General features: G+C 56.4%; 12 protein-coding genes. 5 read left to right on the forward strand and 7 right to left on the reverse strand.

Going from position 1 to position 16,441, the window contains the following annotated elements; translation table 11 throughout:
- The first annotated feature begins 36 nt into the window (after window positions 1-36).
- A complete protein-coding gene (locus EO133_RS13465; RefSeq protein ID WP_127073167.1) occupies window positions 37-3,096 on the forward strand; it encodes a GT-D fold domain-containing protein in 3,060 nt (1,019 codons plus the stop codon).
- Window positions 3,097-3,140: 44 nt separating this feature from the next.
- On the opposite strand, the gene EO133_RS13470 is transcribed toward EO133_RS13465, so the two are convergent.
- Window positions 3,141-6,284, reverse strand: coding sequence for a hypothetical protein (locus EO133_RS13470; RefSeq protein ID WP_127073168.1), 3,144 nt, complete (start codon window positions 6,282-6,284; stop codon window positions 3,141-3,143).
- Between the two features lie 49 nt (window positions 6,285-6,333).
- Window positions 6,334-7,482, reverse strand: coding sequence for a polysaccharide pyruvyl transferase family protein (locus EO133_RS13475; RefSeq protein WP_127073169.1), 1,149 nt, complete (start codon window positions 7,480-7,482; stop codon window positions 6,334-6,336).
- A 207-nt stretch (window positions 7,483-7,689) separates the two neighbouring features.
- On the opposite strand from EO133_RS13475, the gene EO133_RS13480 reads away from it, so the two are divergent.
- Complete coding sequence (locus tag EO133_RS13480) at window positions 7,690-8,766, forward strand: FkbM family methyltransferase (RefSeq protein ID WP_127073170.1); 1,077 nt, start codon at window positions 7,690-7,692, stop codon at window positions 8,764-8,766.
- Window positions 8,767-8,838: 72 nt separating this feature from the next.
- On the opposite strand, the gene EO133_RS13485 is transcribed toward EO133_RS13480, so the two are convergent.
- The gene (locus EO133_RS13485; RefSeq protein WP_127073171.1) at window positions 8,839-9,891 is read right to left on the reverse strand and encodes a phytanoyl-CoA dioxygenase family protein; all 1,053 of its coding nucleotides are present in this window, start codon (window positions 9,889-9,891) and stop codon (window positions 8,839-8,841) included.
- A 50-nt stretch (window positions 9,892-9,941) separates the two neighbouring features.
- On the opposite strand from EO133_RS13485, the gene EO133_RS20295 reads away from it, so the two are divergent.
- The 3 genes from EO133_RS20295 to EO133_RS20845 are packed head-to-tail and all read left to right on the forward strand — an operon-like array spanning window position 9,942 to window position 11,920.
- Window positions 9,942-10,094: a hypothetical protein gene (locus tag EO133_RS20295; protein WP_164735013.1), complete on the forward strand. Its 153-nt coding sequence runs from the start codon at window positions 9,942-9,944 to the stop codon at window positions 10,092-10,094.
- A 27-nt stretch (window positions 10,095-10,121) separates the two neighbouring features.
- Entirely contained in the window at window positions 10,122-11,615 is a 1,494-nt protein-coding gene (locus EO133_RS13490; RefSeq protein ID WP_280516091.1) for an acyltransferase family protein, read from the forward strand.
- Window positions 11,612-11,920 (forward strand): SGNH hydrolase domain-containing protein, encoded by a 309-nt coding sequence (locus EO133_RS20845; protein ID WP_371870905.1) that lies wholly within the window; start codon window positions 11,612-11,614, stop codon window positions 11,918-11,920. Before EO133_RS13490 ends, EO133_RS20845 begins: the two co-directional genes overlap by 4 nt.
- Window positions 11,921-11,982: 62 nt before the next feature.
- Here EO133_RS20845 and pseI read toward each other — a convergent pair whose 3' ends face one another.
- The 4 genes from pseI to pseC are packed head-to-tail and all read right to left on the reverse strand — an operon-like array spanning window position 11,983 to window position 16,441.
- The gene (pseI, locus tag EO133_RS13495) at window positions 11,983-13,029 is read right to left on the reverse strand and encodes a pseudaminic acid synthase (RefSeq protein WP_127073173.1); all 1,047 of its coding nucleotides are present in this window, start codon (window positions 13,027-13,029) and stop codon (window positions 11,983-11,985) included.
- Between the two features lie 3 nt (window positions 13,030-13,032).
- Window positions 13,033-14,595, reverse strand: coding sequence for a UDP-2,4-diacetamido-2,4,6-trideoxy-beta-L-altropyranose hydrolase (gene pseG / locus EO133_RS13500; RefSeq protein ID WP_164735015.1), 1,563 nt, complete (start codon window positions 14,593-14,595; stop codon window positions 13,033-13,035).
- Entirely contained in the window at window positions 14,595-15,284 is a 690-nt protein-coding gene (pseF, locus tag EO133_RS13505) for a pseudaminic acid cytidylyltransferase (protein ID WP_127073175.1), read from the reverse strand. The genes pseG and pseF overlap by 1 nt, the downstream gene beginning before the upstream one ends.
- Complete coding sequence (gene pseC, locus EO133_RS13510) at window positions 15,281-16,441, reverse strand: UDP-4-amino-4,6-dideoxy-N-acetyl-beta-L-altrosamine transaminase (protein ID WP_127073210.1); 1,161 nt, start codon at window positions 16,439-16,441, stop codon at window positions 15,281-15,283. Before pseC ends, pseF begins: the two co-directional genes overlap by 4 nt.

The following is a 16,441-nucleotide window of genomic DNA, read 5'->3' on the forward strand; positions in this document are numbered from 1 at the left end:
CGTGGAATGCCGACTAGATATGATCAGGAAAGTTTCATGTCCGACGTCTCGAAAATGCTTCAGTTTCACGCACTGGGAATCCAGCGGGTTAGCCGCATTGTCGATGGCAATGCGAACTACGACGAGCTTATGGAGCATCGTCTGGGCGAAAGTCATTGGGCCGTCTTTGACACCGACACCGACGTGGCGGAAAAGTGCGCCAATGCGATTGCTTTGTTCGAAAAAAAGTTTCGAGAGCGCAAGCCCAAGGCGATCATACCGGAATTCGCAGGCTTTGCTTGCGAGGGTAGCACGCGGAATAATCTGCGCGAGTTCGAATTTTTCGAGCGTGTATGCGCCCCGGCGGGGATTAAGATCCTGCGCTCCAACTATTCAGAGTGCGAGAGTGTTTCGGTTTCCAAACTCACCAACGAGCAGAGCGAAGCGCGTGAAAGCATCTCGGGCGACGTAGTGGCGTTCTACAACGGGCGCAGCGAAGTCACGGCGAGCTTGGTTCGCCAGCAGATTCTCTATAGCCGTTCGTTCTTCAATTTTCTGCTCGCGTTTTCGAGGCCGGGCGCCGTCCGGCCGGCCGCTCTGGTCCAAGCCAACGACCATTCCCCTGTGCGGGTTGCGCTCTCAATGGTGATGAAAGGCCTGGGGATCCCGCGGATCTATCTCCAACATGCGGAAGTGACGCAGAGCTTTCCCGAACTCGACTTCGAATATAGCGTATTGCGAAATATCCGGTCGCGAGAGACCTACGAAGCGATTGGTCCGGTCAACGGTGAGGTCTTCGTGATTGCGCGCGAGGAGGAGGAGTTCGCGCGCGAGCGGCTTTTCAAGGAGCGCGAGGACGGCGTGACTGTGGTGATCTATCCGACCTCGCGCGTGCTAGTCGAGCAACTCCTTGGGATCATTAGGGAGCTAAAGAAGAACCCTGCGGTCAGGAACACCATCGTCAAGCAGCATCCGGCGGCTGCTAAGGCGCTCGACGGCAGCATAGAGGGGTCCGGCGCCACGCTCGCAAGGGATATCCCGGATGAGGATCACGTAGCAATCGTCGGCAACTCCTCGATCGCGATCGAATTGCTGCACAGAGGTGTGCCAGTTTATCAAAATTTCAACTTTGATCCTGTCAACGCGGACTATTACGGTTTTGTGGCGCGGGGCCTTACGTACCAAGTCGCGCTCTCGGAACTTTCCAGCAAATTCTGGCGCGCCTATGTGCCGAACGATCAATGGATCGCGGCTTACGCCCGGTGGGATCCTACAGCGGCGGAGGGATATCTGGACGAGCAGGCGCGGTTCGTCGATACGATGGCGCGGATCGCAAAGGTTCCGGCGAAAACATCGCGGGCCACAGCTGCCAGACCCGCGATCAAGGGACGGCTGAAGGCGCGGACCAAGGCGATGGTAAAACGAGCGATCATCGGAACGATCAATGCCAGCCCGCGACTCTCAGGGTTTGTCGCCAATCGGGGCCTTGCGGCCACGGACCGATTTGCGCGCTTTCTCTTGGTCAACACGCACAACGGGGCGCGGTTCTTCCAGCTTTTCACGGATCTGCAGGTCAACGCGCCAGTCTGGCGGAGCAACGGGATTGGTGGCATATCGGCTGGATTGCCCGGCCAGGGCGCTCTTGAACTTATCGAATACACCCTTGCGAATGTCGAGCAGCCGGCCGAATGGCTGAGGCTGAACGAGAGGACGCAGACATTCACACCTCTGGAAACGATTTCCGCACTCGATCGAATGTTCCAGAACCGGAATCCGGCGCTCAATGCTGTTTTTCACGACTGCTTGGCATGGGAGACCCGTTCGGCGGTGGGGGCATGGGTCCGTCTCAAGACGGTCGAATGGGGCAACATGGACATCGATCTTAGTGAAATCGACGACATTGCGGTCTTCATTTATGCCTATGAGGATGACGTCAGGGTTAGGTCCACTTTGGAACTGATGCTGCTCTCTTCGATCGTGCGTTGCGGCACCTGCGAGCAGCTCGATCGCTTCTGGAGCGCCGCCAAGACCCGCAAGGAAGATTTGTCCATCAACAGGAAGATCGACGTGTTGCGCAAGCTCAGGAGCACGCCGGGGCGGGAGGCAGAAGCTGCAAACCTCCAGCGCCTCTTTGAGGATCAAGCCACGCCATTCGAGTCGCTCAAGCTCAGAAATGCGGACTTTCTGGAGGGCCGTTCTGTCGAAGGGTGGGGGCATCAGTATGCGGAACGGGAGTTCGAACGCACGGCGCCGTCACAACTCGCCCAGGAATTCGCGACCCATATCCGGCCGACATACGACCGGTTGCGTTCGCGAATGCGCCTGATGGAGGTGCGAACAGATTTGCAGCGGTCGGACGAGTTCCTGAAGCTCGCGCAACGAGCGATAACGGACAAAACGCCGTTCTCTCTCGTTCGGCTAAGTGACGGCGAAGGATATCTTTTCCCCGAGAGTCGCTTCTTCAGCCAGGTGGATGCTGCCAATCGCGAGCGGCATTGGTGGGGAACCGAGCTGCCTGAGGACTTGAGAGAACGGATCGTCAAGGAGGCGAGGCAGGCTGTCATGAAGGCCGACGTCGTCGGGATCCCATCGATTTATCGGTTTATCCGTGACAGCGGCGACACAAGCATCTCGCTTTTGCGTTCGCTGCAAGGGCGAGGTCTGGTGGAGGTGCTCAACGGTATCCCAGACGCGATTTCGCCCGACGCATTGATTACTGAAGACAAGATAAATGTAGCCCTTTTCAGCGACGTCGACGCTATAACGCCACTCGCCGAGTTGGCTGGCAAGATCATCGTCGTAACCAGTGCGAAGGCAGACAGCCTGCCGCCTGCGCTCACCCAGGGCCGCCGAGTCGAGGTAGTGCCCATTCCCACGCATCACAAGACGACACTGAATGCCAAGTATCACAACGAATCCGAGCCGCTGCCATTCGTTTACCCCACAGTGCTCGAAAAACTCGACAAACTCGTTGAGCCGGGAGACTTGGTGTTGATAGCTGGCGGGATAGTGGGAAAGATCTTCGTCGGACATGTGCGGGCAAGGGGAGCGGTGGCGCTGGACATCGGCCATACGCTTGATGACTGGATTCATGAGCAGTTGCCCAGTTTGCGATAATTTCTCCTGTTGGTTCTCCCGCGAACCGCTTTGGGGCCGGCATCTCAGCGAAGTGTGGACAGACGGCTGTTGGCCCAGTCGTCTATGACATGTCCTATGTCGAGTACAACGGCGCCTTTTTCACGGGCACGACCTACTAGAATTTTGCCAATGAGTCCGCCTGCCACGAGCACGAGCGTGCCCGGCTCCGCTACCTTCTCCAACTCGTCTATCAGACGTGGATAAACGTGCGGCAGAATGTCGTCGCCGCGAACGTACCTTTCATTTAGCTGAGTTTTGAAATGGGTCGGCAATTCGAGGTGATGCATGTCCTTGTGAGCACGAAGCTTTTCTGGCAGTGAGCGAGCATGAACGCTGGTGGCAATGACCAGGCGATGTGCATGGGAAGCTAGTCTCGCCATAGTGTCGATATTTCCGAATACGCCCACATTGACCTTGTCTTCGGAGAAAGTCGCCTTGGGCGAGGTAACGGCACGGATTCCCACAAGTACGTCCACCAATCCTCTTGACTGCAGGCTTGCGATGAGAGATGGCGTTTTTGGCGAGACGTCGCGAATGAAGCGATAAATCGCCGGAATGCCAACAACGTCGGCTGTGCCAACTGCAGCTAGGGCGTCTGAGACGATTTGCGCCCTAAGATGTGGGTCGAGCTGAGTGCCCCACCAGTGATTTTCGCAGTTTAAGACGTCGGAAGTAGTAAAATGTCCGTGCTCTGCAAAGAGATAACCTTCGCGATCGCTTAAACGAATACAAGAGAACGCGCGCTTTTCGGCTATTGCAGTCTGAACGCGGTGTAGAAGAACATTCCGCTGCTCTGCGTCTACCCGGGCTTCCATATAGAGCATGCGCTCGCGAAGCGTGTTGTACGTGGGGCGAACGAGTGTCTCGAAATCTTGCGCCACATCTGATGGCGCTACGGCTAGGAAGCTGTGTTCTGCGTCCTGGTGGCTCCAATTCTCATTGAGGATTCCTGATAGGAATTCAAAATTACGCAGTTTCAGCGCCTCAAGCGGCGTTGCCGTCTGTTTCATCTCCTCGAGTCGCTTTGCCGCCTCCGCGATACGCCCGGTGTTTGCGAGCTTACGCAACACCTGCAAGCGACGATTGAAAGCAAGTCTCTGCCATTGCACAAGCGAGTCGTGGCTTAGCATATGGTCCAGTTGATCGGACGTACCAATGCTTATGATGTTGGAGAAAAGCGCGTCGGCCAAGCGCCGTCGGACGGCTTCCTCAACGTTCGAATTGTTAATGAAATCGGAGATTCGATCAATCTCGTTGCTGTCGATTTCAGCGTTTATCCATTCTGATCTTTTTAAGTAAGCGTAAACTCCCGCCAGGGAGTTCCTTGGGGGGGTGGGAATCCCCTCAAACAACGCCGAGATCGAAGGGTTGCGATCGCTCATCATTGCGTCAATGGCCCGGATCAGAACAATGGACTCGAACACACCGAGAGCCTCGGCTTTAAGAAGCCAATCCGCAGGATTTGGCAACCCGCTCATCGTAATTGCCGCTAGTTGTTGTCGGCGTGCCCTCTCCTCTGAAAGCTCCCGCTTGCGTACCTGCGCTCCTCCGGGAAGAGTTCGCCTGGCTGGTTGCTTTTGCCGTACCGGTTTTTGCGTGCTAGCGCTACCAATAGAACGATTGGGTGGAATGGCGGACTGTCCAACGTCCGCCTTTAGCCATGCGTTAGTTCTATAGGCGATACGCGAGAGACCGGTTGAAACCCGATACAGGCCCTTAATCGAATATCGCGCAAACCGTGGATAGCGTGTGAAACTACGCCGCAAAATGCGTTTCATACGCTTTTTTATTGAGCGGCGCTTCTGGGGGGATGGTGTCGTTTCAGATGATCTCCCAATCTTCCCAATCTCCGCCATCGCAGTTCGGAAGGCCGCAGCATCAGCGTCACATTCACGGGAATTTGAAAGCCACTGACTCAGTACCGCGAGCCAATCCTTGTCGTCCCTATAGGGTGTCCAGAAACGACCGCTCAACTGCTCTAGTTTTACTTCCCGGGTCAAACCGTCGCGCACAAAGCCGTAGTAATCGCTTTCGACAGGATCAAAATCGAAATTCTGATAAACCGGTATGCCTTTGGCAATGAGTTCCACCGCCACAGATGAATTGCCCGCGATGGCAATATGATCTTCGGTTGGAAAGTCCTTGAGCAAAGCGACACCGGTGCCTTCAAGAAACGCATCAAGCGGCTTCGCAGCGCCAGGATGTTGCTTTAGCGCCACGTTTGAAACATTCGGGTTCCCCTTAAGGCGCATAAGCATGTCCCGGAGCGCGTCGGAGACAACGCGGGAGGTCGGATAGATGACTACCTCCACCTGCCCGTCGCGAGGGCGTCGAAGCGCATCGATCTTCGGCTCCGTCGATTCGCGGGCAATCACGTACGTACGGCCTTGAACGGGAGCAATCCGCTCGTAGACGGCGAGCGACCTGTTGTTTCGAAGGATACTGTGTTCAAAATCCAGTGGCGGAAAACACTCCGAAACCTCTGCATGCTGTAGGTAGACGCGGGGTACTCCCAGGCCCTTCATCACCATCGATAGCGCAACACGAACGGGCGAATGGTCGTTGGCTAGAACCAGGGCTGTCGGGAGCACGGCGTCCTTTTCGGTAAAAGCGAGGAGGAAATTGAAAAAAGATTTGCTGTAGAGAATCTGCTGATGGACGAGGCTGGCCGTTACGGATTTGCGCGCGGCGTAGAATGCGCGGACATCGAACAGTATGGTTTCTAGGATAGCCTCGGTTTCGCCGGCGGAGCGGCGTGGCGGACGCCTCTCCGCAGCGGCATAGTTATGGGCTAAAATTTCAATGCCCAAGGGGGCACAGAGGCGCTCGAAGAATGCGAATTCCCGAAGGTTGTTGCTGGTCCGCCCATCGCAGACGAAGCCCGAATATGTTGGGTGGAGTAGGCGGGGCGAGCGTTTGCGAAGTGCCTGTTCAGATAAGGCGAGCGCGCGTGCACGTGCTGTTTCGGCGTCGAGATCGTACGGGAATTCGCCGATCTGCTCGTCCGAAAGGCGGTGTGACAGCAGAATATCGTACTGCTTATTGCCGTCGATAATCCGCGCAAAACGGTCCAAACCCTCACGATGGAAACTCAGGATGCGCTGTTCGGCATTGCTGACGGCTGCGGACGGCCTGTTCGCAGATCGGATGGATTCGATTGCACTCATAGCACTGCCACCTATACTTTGCGCGAAAATACCGTGTCAATTGTTGGGGTTACTGCTGATTGTTTGCGTCACAGATTCGCTTTACTGCCATGCGCGTTCGTGCGTTGAAATCGCTAATATCGGTTTCGAACCCATGGAATCGACGGAAGCCGTCAAGTGCGTCCTGTGCTATCAGCGCACCCAAGAGTTCGGCTGCTGCGCGCGGGGCTACGAAGCGCGGTGTCTTCTTTTCAGGGGCAGCAGGTTGTGTCGGTGTGGGGTGTGACGTGTCGTTGCCCGCAGGCGGCTGCACCGGCGCCGTGGGACCGGCCGTCGGCTTGGCAGTTCTATGGCAGGGCACCGATATTCTACGGGAAAAGGTAAGCGCATAATCAGTTCCGCGACCGTCCTGCTCCAGCAGATAGCTGGGATAGCGCCGTTTTAAGGCGCTGACATGCCCATGCACCCGGAAGCCAGCATGCATATCGTAGGCATCATATATATCGAGGCCTGTCTCCGGCTCCCTATAGATAGGACGGACCGGTAATCCGATTTCGTCACACTTCGCTTCGATCAGAGGGTTTACCCCGTGCAACGCACATTCAATTTCGGCGTCGGGGAATAGGTGTTGCAATTGCTCTACGAGCGCTACTAGGACCGGTGCATAGACGTCACCGTAATGCGGATCGCTTATGACAATGCGCTTGATCTGGGCGGGCTTTTCGAATCGCCGCTCATCGAAGCGTGGATCAAAAAAAGCGACGTCGCCGCTCAACTCGGCTCGGCTAAGTTGATGCTGATCACAGAAGGTCTGGGATAGAACGCCCCGCGTTGTGAATACACATGAGGCTTCTGAAAGGCGCTGCAATAGATCGACGTCTGTGCTTGCAAAGCCCTTGTTTAACATATCGGGCGAGCCAACGGGTAGACTGGTGCCAGCCGCGATCACTGAAACTGGAATTCCTAAGTCTAGAATTTCCTCCAAATAGGGATATACTGCCGACATGTTTTTTCGAATAGCAAGGCAAGCAAAGACGACATGATCGGATTCGGCGATCGAGTTGCGCACTGCCTCCCACGACTCGGCACGCCAGACTGTAGTAATTTTGGCCTCGGGGTCGAAGGTTCGAATGGCATTCGCCGTGCTCTGTTCGATTAGCTTGTCGCCGATGTTCTGCGTCCCCTCTTTGGGATAAGTACTGACCAGAACGTATTCCATATCTCGGACACCCCGTCTTGCGCGCCTGCGGCTGCCTTGATCTCGGTTAACTGTCGAACGCTAGCCGGTTCACTTCTTGCCTTATATGCGTATTTTGGCGCAACGCGTCCAGCAAAAGCAAGTCGGTCGCAATGCCTTGTGGCTCTTGGTTCTACCGAATAATGTGGCTGCAAGATATCGAATTGCGTTGGAAGTGAGGTACGGTGCGTGGGGTACTGGAAAAGTAACTCTCCTCTGATTTGGACGGACTTCGCACCGGAAATTTTCGGCGCGAACCGGTTTCACATAGTGGACGGCGGGGCTGCGGGCTTGCTCTTCGAGCCCTTCGATGCGGTGTCCGATATATGCTCGGTCTATACCTTCGAGCCACGTGGCTCCGAGACGATCGAATACAGGGCTAAAGTAAATATTGACGCCGGCCTCTGGAGCGAACCCGATCGGCGTTCGCTACACGTGGCCGAAGGCGCGAAGGCATCCTCTATCTATCCTCCGAATATGCCCTATCTGGAACGGTTTCCCGCTAGGTTTGGATTAGCAAAACGCCGGACTGTTTCAATGGTCGAAGTGCCGCTTACCTCGATTGATGCGGAAGTCGAAAAAGGTATCATACCGAAGCCAAACTTCGTCAAACTAGATATTCATTCCGCCGAATATGAAGCGCTACTTGGCTGTCTCAACAGCCTCGACGACTGCCTAGGCTTGCTTGTCGAAACCTGGTATGCGCCGATTCATGCGGGACAGCATCTTAACGGAGAGGTAGAAGCATTGCTCCAAAGTCGAGGTTTTCAGCTTTACGATTCTCAGCAGACGTCCGTGTGGCCACACGCCCTCGACAGCGAAAAGCCGCTTCCGGGTGAGCGCTGTCAATTGGTGGGGGCTGAAAGTCTTTTTTTACGGGACACACCGCCCCCACATCTTTGGGCGCAGTATGTCGCTCTACTCGAGCTCTTCGGTTACGCGACCCTAGCGGTCCATATCTGCGACCAAATGCTATCCGGCGTAATGGTACACGACGCGTCAGACGGAAATCTTGAAGCTTTGCGAGAAGCTCTTCTGAAAAACCGCGAAGCGCGCGCTACGCAAGCAAGAGAGGATCGACAAAAAGCTAAACAGGAGCGTCTGGAGTCTGTTTACAAAGATCGTAGGACGGCCAAGCAGGCGCATCTAGAGGCGGTGTATCGGGAAAGGCGAGCGGCGAAGGAGGCACGGCAAAAAGCCAAGAGGAGCGTGTTAGGCGTCTCGCTTCGGGAGGGGCTCAAGAACAGATCGGAAGACTCAGAATAGATCGCGAACAGCTTCAGTTTGCGCCTAACGAAACGCGGGTCAAAACGACAGGAGCAGTTACCCGAGAGGCAATCAAAGGTACCGCATGACCAGAACCCTGCGCTCAGCACCAGCGGCTTGAGGGATGCCCCGGTGAACCCCCGCTTGATCGCTTAAAATCAAGGACCCGCGCGGCGCAAGAACGGGTATAGCCATCCCGACATCGATAAACGGACTCTCGGTTTTGGCTTGAGCCAATTCAGAAATCTTCTGGTTTGCTCTCCGCCAGGGGCCGTCGACATGGGTGCGTCTGACAAAGCAGTAGGGGCCGTCGTCGAGGCTGACTACGTCGCTAAGATAGACAAAGCCCTTGAGGCTTTTCCCGAACGAGTCCGCGTGGAAGCCGCGGGTATGGGTGATCCCGCGGTTAACATACAGATTGAGATTCTTCGCTTCGGGTGGATTGTCGCCTTCGATGATCAGACGCAAGAGTCCCTCACTAACAAAAGGGGCACGCAAGGCATTTCTTTCATCACCGGCAAGACGATCAACGTTGAAGACGTCGACCATACCAGCATCTGCGCCACGCCGAATGGTTGCAACGGTTTTTTGATGCGATGCCATCGCGGTATAGCTGGTCGCTACGCGCTCGGCCGATTGCACCAGTATGTCGTCGTCTTCGTAGTTCCGTTCCGGACTGGAGGCTTCCAGCGCGTTGACGACGCGGGCGATTGCACCGTCCGCGCTCTTGAGCTGCGTCTGATCCAGGAAATCGCGGACAATCACGATTCCCTCATCTTCGAGCAGCTTGCTGGCCGTTTCTATGCCGGCCTCGGTTTCGATTTCATCGACTGATACAGCGTCAACCCGGCGCTGGATGTCCTCAAGGGATAGGCCACGGAGATAATCGAGCGCAGCGGCATTCAGAAGGGCAAGTTCATCCGGCCCCAAAATGGGCGCTTCTGATTCGGTGGGCGGCTGTGAGGTTTCTGGCTCTGTCATTGGCGCAGGTGTGGCAGCCGACACGCTTTCGTTGCGATCGAACCGAGGAAATCGGAGTTTCATTCTTCCTCCTATCGTTATCGCGGAAAGATACACTGCCTTAACTGGAAGACAAGGGTGATGTTGCAGCGTCAGTTGCAACATCGTTGACGGCAGTTGCCGAATTGGCAGCGTCGTGGCATGAGGAATCCACATTGACCGCGAGACTTTTCATGCTGCCCACGCCTTCATATCGTGCCGACATAGACGGCCTTCGCGCTATCGCAGTGCTGTTGGTGGCGCTGTACCACTACGGTTTCACTCATATTCCTGGCGGCTTCATTGGCGTCGATGTTTTTTTGTCATAAGCGGGGTATTTGATCACTTCGATAATTGTGAAGGAGATTTGCGAAGATAGATTTTCAATCGCTGGGTTTTATAGCCGAAGAATACGCCGAATCATGCCGGCATTGCTGTCCGTGGTCGTTGCGTCTCTCATAGTCGGCTATTTTGTGTTGATGCCAGGCGACTATCGATCGCTGGGGTGGCCGTCTGCTACATCCGTTGTTGGTGCCAGTAATTTTTATTTTCTATGGAACACCGGATATTTCGATCAAGCGGCGGACCTGTTGCCGCTCCTCCATACTTGGTCACTGGGTGTCGAAGAGCAATTTTACCTGGTATGGCCGATAGTGCTGGTCACGATCGCCGGTTTGAGCCGGAAGGCTTTCCTACCGACCGTCCTCGCGCTTTTCGCAATCATCATCTCGAGTTTTGCTGCCGCATACATTCTTGTCGCAGAAGATCCGCAGGCGGCCTTTTATCTTCCATACACACGGGCATGGGAATTGGCTTTGGGGGCGTTGTTGGTATTCGCGCCGAAGCTGTCCGGAAAATGGGCGCAGGTTACCGCTCCGCTGGGCCTGGCGCTTATTGTCGGCAGCGCCCTTGTTCTGACCTCGAGTGATCCGTTTCCCGGTATGAACGCTTTGGCTCCGTGTCTTGGCGCCGTGTTGCTGATCTGGCCGAGTCAGAAGACCTCTGCAATCGCTCATGCCCTGTCCGTTGAAGCGCTTCGGCAGATCGGGCTTGCATCGTATTCTCTCTATCTTTGGCATTGGCCTGTGCTGGTATTTTACCGACACTACAATCTCGGCGAGATGCCGTCGGGACTTGAAGTCGCCTTGCTGTTAGCCGTATCGATAGGGTTGGCCTTTTTGTCTTTGAGATTCATAGAGGCTCCGTTCCGGCGGATGCGTTTGCGAAATGTTCGCGCCGTAACCGTGGGAGCCACTGCCTCCTGCGTTGTGGCAGTATCGGGATTCGCGCTCGCGGCAGCGGACGGCGTTCCGTCGCGCCTCGACACCACATTTCGCGCCATGGAGAGTCGTGAGGTCATGTGGTCGTGGGATTGCCCTGATGTCGGTGTCCTGGGAGATTTGGGAAAGGTTTGCGTCTTCGGGGAAGACTGGGAAGCCTCGACGGATCGCATCTTCCTTTGGGGCGACAGTCACGCTATCCATTTCGTGCCAGTTCTCAATGCGGTTCTCAAGCCAGGCCAAAGCGCCGTGCTCTTTCATGCTTGCCCGGCAAGCATGGGAGGCAGCTATCACCGGAATCGCAGAGACCTTCCAACCTACCGCGCTGAATGCATAGAAAGTCGGGAGAAAGCACTTGGGTTTATCGAGAATACGCCGAACATAACGACAGTTGTACTCGCTTCGTTGTGGCAAGCCGGCTATCTCGCCCAAGACTGGGCGCAAGAGTCACAAAGCGACCCCGGCACAGCCTTCTACAATGCGCTTTCCGAGACTCTTGATGCCGTTCGATTTCCCGACCCAAAATTGTTCTGGTCGCCAATTTCGCATCGTTTTCATTCGATCCGATGAATTGCGTGTTCGCGCGGTCGTCTCTCTTGCGCGCTTCGTGTGGACCAGATGCTTTGGTTCTGCCTAAAAGCGCTTATGATGCGCGAAACGCTGACCTCAATGAAGTTTTCGCCAAGCTTGCGCGAGAGAGAATAGACGCGAGTGCGATTTTCCCCGGAACAACTATGTGCGCATCCGGCACCTGCCTAACGGAAATCAACGGTGAGTTTCTCTTCCGAGACAATAGCCACATCCGTCGGAACCTTTCGGCCGGAACATTGGAGGTGATTGCGAATACAATTGGATTGAGGGACGTATTGAACTAGCGCCAACTCACGAGGTGCAGTAGCGACGTTCTGTCATCGACATAGATAGATCGCCATTCGAACTACGGCAGGAAACCGTCCCAAGTCATCGGCGTTCCGGCCGGGAGATCACGGTCCGCATGCTTTCCCAAGAGCAGGTCGTAATACTTCGGCGCGAGCCCGTACCCTGGGCGAACGATTCGAATGTTTTCTGCCGTGAGCGTTTCACCCTTTGCGATGTCTTTCGAGACATAGATCGAACGCCTGAATGCCAAGGATTTCTTTTCGGCTTCCGTCGGGCCGTAGGTCACTTTGCCCAGCGATTGCCAGGCGCGCTCTGTTTCCACGACCAGCGCCTTCATCTCTTCGGGCTCCAGCGAGAAGGTGCTGTCGACGCCACCATCTGCCCGGCGCAGCGTGAAGTGTTTCTCCACCACGGTTGCGCCATGCGCAACCGCGGCAATGGCTACTCCGACGCCCATCGTATGGTCGGACAAGCCGATCTCGCAGCCGAATAGCTCCCGCATGTGGGGTACCGTGAGCACGTTGGTGTTCTCGGGTGTTGCGGGATATGTGCTCGTGCATTTCAGCAAAACGAGATCCTTGCACCCCGCTTCGCGTGCAGCCGCTACGGCTTCGTCGAGCTCGGCGAGACTGGCCATGCCCGTCGACATGATGATCGGTTTGCCGGTTGCCGCCACCTTCCGGATAAGCGGTAAGTGCACGTTTTCGAAGGACGCAATCTTGAACGCCGGCACGTCGAGGCTTTCGAGGAAATCCACGGCGGTTTCATCGAAAGGGCTGCTGAAACACAGCATGCCGTGCTTACGCGCACGCTCCATGATCGGGCCGTGCCATTCCCAGGGCGTGTGAGCCTGCTTGTAAAGGTCGTGCAGGTTCCGGCCCTTCCAAAGGCTGTTCTCGTCCTCGATGTCAAAACCGCCACCGCGCACGTCGAGCGTGATCGTATCGGCGGTGTAGGTTTGTAGCTTCAGCGCGTGGGCGCCGGTCTCGGCGGCGGCGTCCACGATCTCGAGTGCCCGGTCGAGCGATTGGTTATGGTTGCCCGACATCTCGGCGATGATGAACGGAGGCGCATCACGCCCAATTTTGTGATGTCCGATCTGCATTCTCTACTCCTTGAAATTGCGCTCGAAGACGTAGCGGTCCGGTCCCGCCGCGCGCCCGGCAAACTCGAGTGCCTCGAATATCTTTCGCGATGCCATATTCTCCGGCTTGACCTGACCGAACAATGAGACGCCCGGACGCTCCCGGCGCAAATGGGCAATGGCCCGCACGAGCATCGGACGACCGAGGCCGCGGCCTCTGAAAATGGGAGCTAAAGCATAGCTTATCTCCCACTGATCGTCATGCCGCTCGAAGCGAACCTGGCCCACCGGAACGCCCGTTTCGGTTTCTGCGATGTAGAGCGCGCAATCGGCAGGTCGGCCGAGGCGGTTCTGGAACCAGGTGTGATGCTCTTCAGGCGTTATCGCCTTTGGATTGAATGCGTTCCGGCGCGTTTCGGGATCGTTGGCCCATTCAAGTAGCAGCGCCTCGTCATTCGGATGCGCATCCCGAATGCCAAGGGGCATGTTCCGATGAGCGCCCAGGACGGCGCAAACCCGCTGTACGCCCTTTCCATCGACGACCTCTAAACAACGCCGCGACCAGCTCGGGTCAAGACCAGCGTCAAAAATCTCGGCGAGCACCGCGCGAAGCGCGTCTCCGATCTCCCCGTTGGCGTCGCCAATCCACCGGGCGAGGCCCTGGCGGTTCAATTCCTCAGCAATGGCGTTCTGATTGTCCGCTACCGTGACCACGATCGCCGGCAAGCCTAGGCAAAGCCGTTCCCAGCTTGTCGTTCCGCACGCGCCGATCATTATGTCGGCAGCAACCATCATCGGGGCAAGACTGGGAACCCGGTCATGAAGGCGAAAACCCGCGCGCTTGGCAAGCTCGTGCTCCATGCTGGCGTAGTCGGGCGAACTGGCGGACAGTACGATATCCACTTCGAAGTCATGGTCATCCATTGCGAGCAGTGCCTCGACCGTCGCACGGGTCAGTCCGCGCCGATCGACGCCGCCAAAGGAGACCAATACCCGCCGTATCGGCCCGCTTCGCGGTGCCGCCTGTTCGCGAAGGCTTAAATACTCCGGCCGCAAAAGAGCGTAGTCCGGTCCGAGCATGAGAGTTGTGCCGTCCGGGACGTGATCTTTGTATCGCGCACGGACATTTGCAACCAAATTCTGATCGACGAGAGCATCGCATGCGTGCGGACGATCGGCGAGATCGTCGATGGCGAGGATATGGCCTGAAATAGACCGCAACTGCTCTTCCCACCGTGCGTCGATCGCATAATGATCAACGACCAGCCAGTCGGGACGGATATTATCGAGCGCTTTGATCGTCTCGTCGGCATCGGTTCGCCAATCGGTGCCAAGCCATATGGCGTGTGCGGGGGCAGGTTCGTCCCGTGTCCACCGCTCGCGCGGCGCGGGCAGTCCGAGTACGCGGAAGCCGCGCTCCTCAATCAGCGCAAAAAGATGCCCTTCGTGTTCGCGGCAAACAAAAACAGCATCGGCCCCTTCATTGGTTAAGCCGTCCGCAAGCGCCAGACAGCGCATGACGTGGCCCGTGCCGATCTCATAAGAAGCGTCCACGCGGAATACTACGGTTTTGTGGCAGGTCTCCACTATTGCCTCCTGAACGCCTCGAACATCAACTCTGCCCGTGACCAATCTTCGGGCGTGTCGATGTCCTGTACGCGATGGCGAGGGAGAATCAAAGGCACCGCGTCGGCGGAAAAAATCGGTTTGCCCTCGGCCCAAGCCGTTGAACAACCCCAATAGAACTGGCCGGCGTCGTGAAAGGCCTCTTCAAGGTCCTGCGAGCGTGTGCTGAACTGCTCGGGATAGAACATCTCGGCACGCCCGTTCTCTGTGAGCCGAATGGCCCTTTGGATCGGGAAGCCGTAGCTTGCCACCGGAAAAACGTACTCGCAATCGTCTTGAATGAGCATGTCCAGCGCTTTACGTAGGTCGTCCGCGGTCATGAATGGAGCCGTTGCATAGATGCAGCAAACCTGCTCGGGCGCGAGACCGTGTTCGCTGTACCATTCGATCGCATGTGCGATAACCGGGATGGTGCCGGTGTGGTCGTCGGAAAGTTGCGCCGGGCGCAGGAAAGGGACCTCGGCATCGTAGGACCGGGCGATCTCGGCGATCTCCTCATCGTCGGTCGAAACGACGATCCGGTCGAAGCACTCACTCTGGCGCGCCGTTTCGATCGACCACCCGATCATCGGCTTGCCGCAGAACGTGCGGATGTTTTTACGCGGGATTCGCTTGCTGCCCCCGCGCGCAGGGATGACAGCCAGCCTCATTGCGACAGCGCCCTTTCAAGCGATACCACGACCCGATCCTGCTGCTCTTCGCTCATTGTGGGATACATGGGTAGGCTTATGGCTTCCGTGTAATAGGCTTCGGCTTCTGGAAAATCGCCAGTCTTGAAGCCCATATGCTGATAATAGGGTTGCGTATGGACCGGAATGTAGTGAAGGTTGACCCCGATTTCCTGCTCGCGCAATGCCATAAAGATATCGCGATGGTTGGCGCCTACCCGATCGCGCACAATACGCACAACATAAAGGTGTAGACCCGAATAACCGTCAGGGTGTTGCCACGGGATGGTGACGGGTAAATCCGCAAGCAGGGTATCGTATCGTCGTGCCAGCGCATGCCGGCGCGCTACGTACGCATCCAGCCGGTCGAGCTGGCTTAGACCCAGCGCCCCCTGGAGTTCAGTCATCCTGTAATTGAAGCCCAGATCGATCTGCTGATAATACCAGGGACCATCGGCCTCGTGGGTCATTAGCGCGGGATCGCGCGTTACGCCGTGACTGCGCAAGAGTGCCATGCGCTCGGCCAGCGCTGCGTCGTTGGTCAGCGCCATCCCGCCTTCTGCGCTTGTGACAATCTTGACTGGATGAAAACTGAACACGGTGATGTCACTGAAACGGCAATCACCGACAGGCCCGTCTTTGTAGCGCCCTCCGACCGCATGCGACGCATCCTCAATGATGGCAAAGCCGTAGCGCTGACCCAACTCATGGATGCGCTCCATTTCACAAGGCTGCCCGCACAGGTGAACCGGAACCACAACCTTTGGCAGGCGACCTTCGCGTTCGGCGATCTTGAGTTTTTCTTCCAACGCATCGGTGGAAAGGTTGTATGAGCGCGGATCGATGTCGACGAAATCGACCTGCGCTCCGCAGTAGAGGGCGCAATTGGCGGAGGCGACGAAAGTTATGGGGGTTGTCCATAACCAATCACCGGATCCCAATCCCAAGGCAAGACATCCGATATGCAAAGCGGATGTTGCGCTATTGACCGCAACAGCATGCTTTGCTCCGCAATATTCAGCTACGGCTCGCTCGAAACGGGGAACGACCGGACCTTGCGTCAGGAAATCCGAACGCAGCACTTCGGTGACAGCATCTATGTCGGCCTGCGTTATATCCTGTCGGCCATAAGGGATGAT

Origin of the sequence: Pelagibacterium lentulum, assembly GCF_003992625.1 — a bacterium.
GTDB lineage: Bacteria > Pseudomonadota > Alphaproteobacteria > Rhizobiales > Devosiaceae > Pelagibacterium > Pelagibacterium lentulum.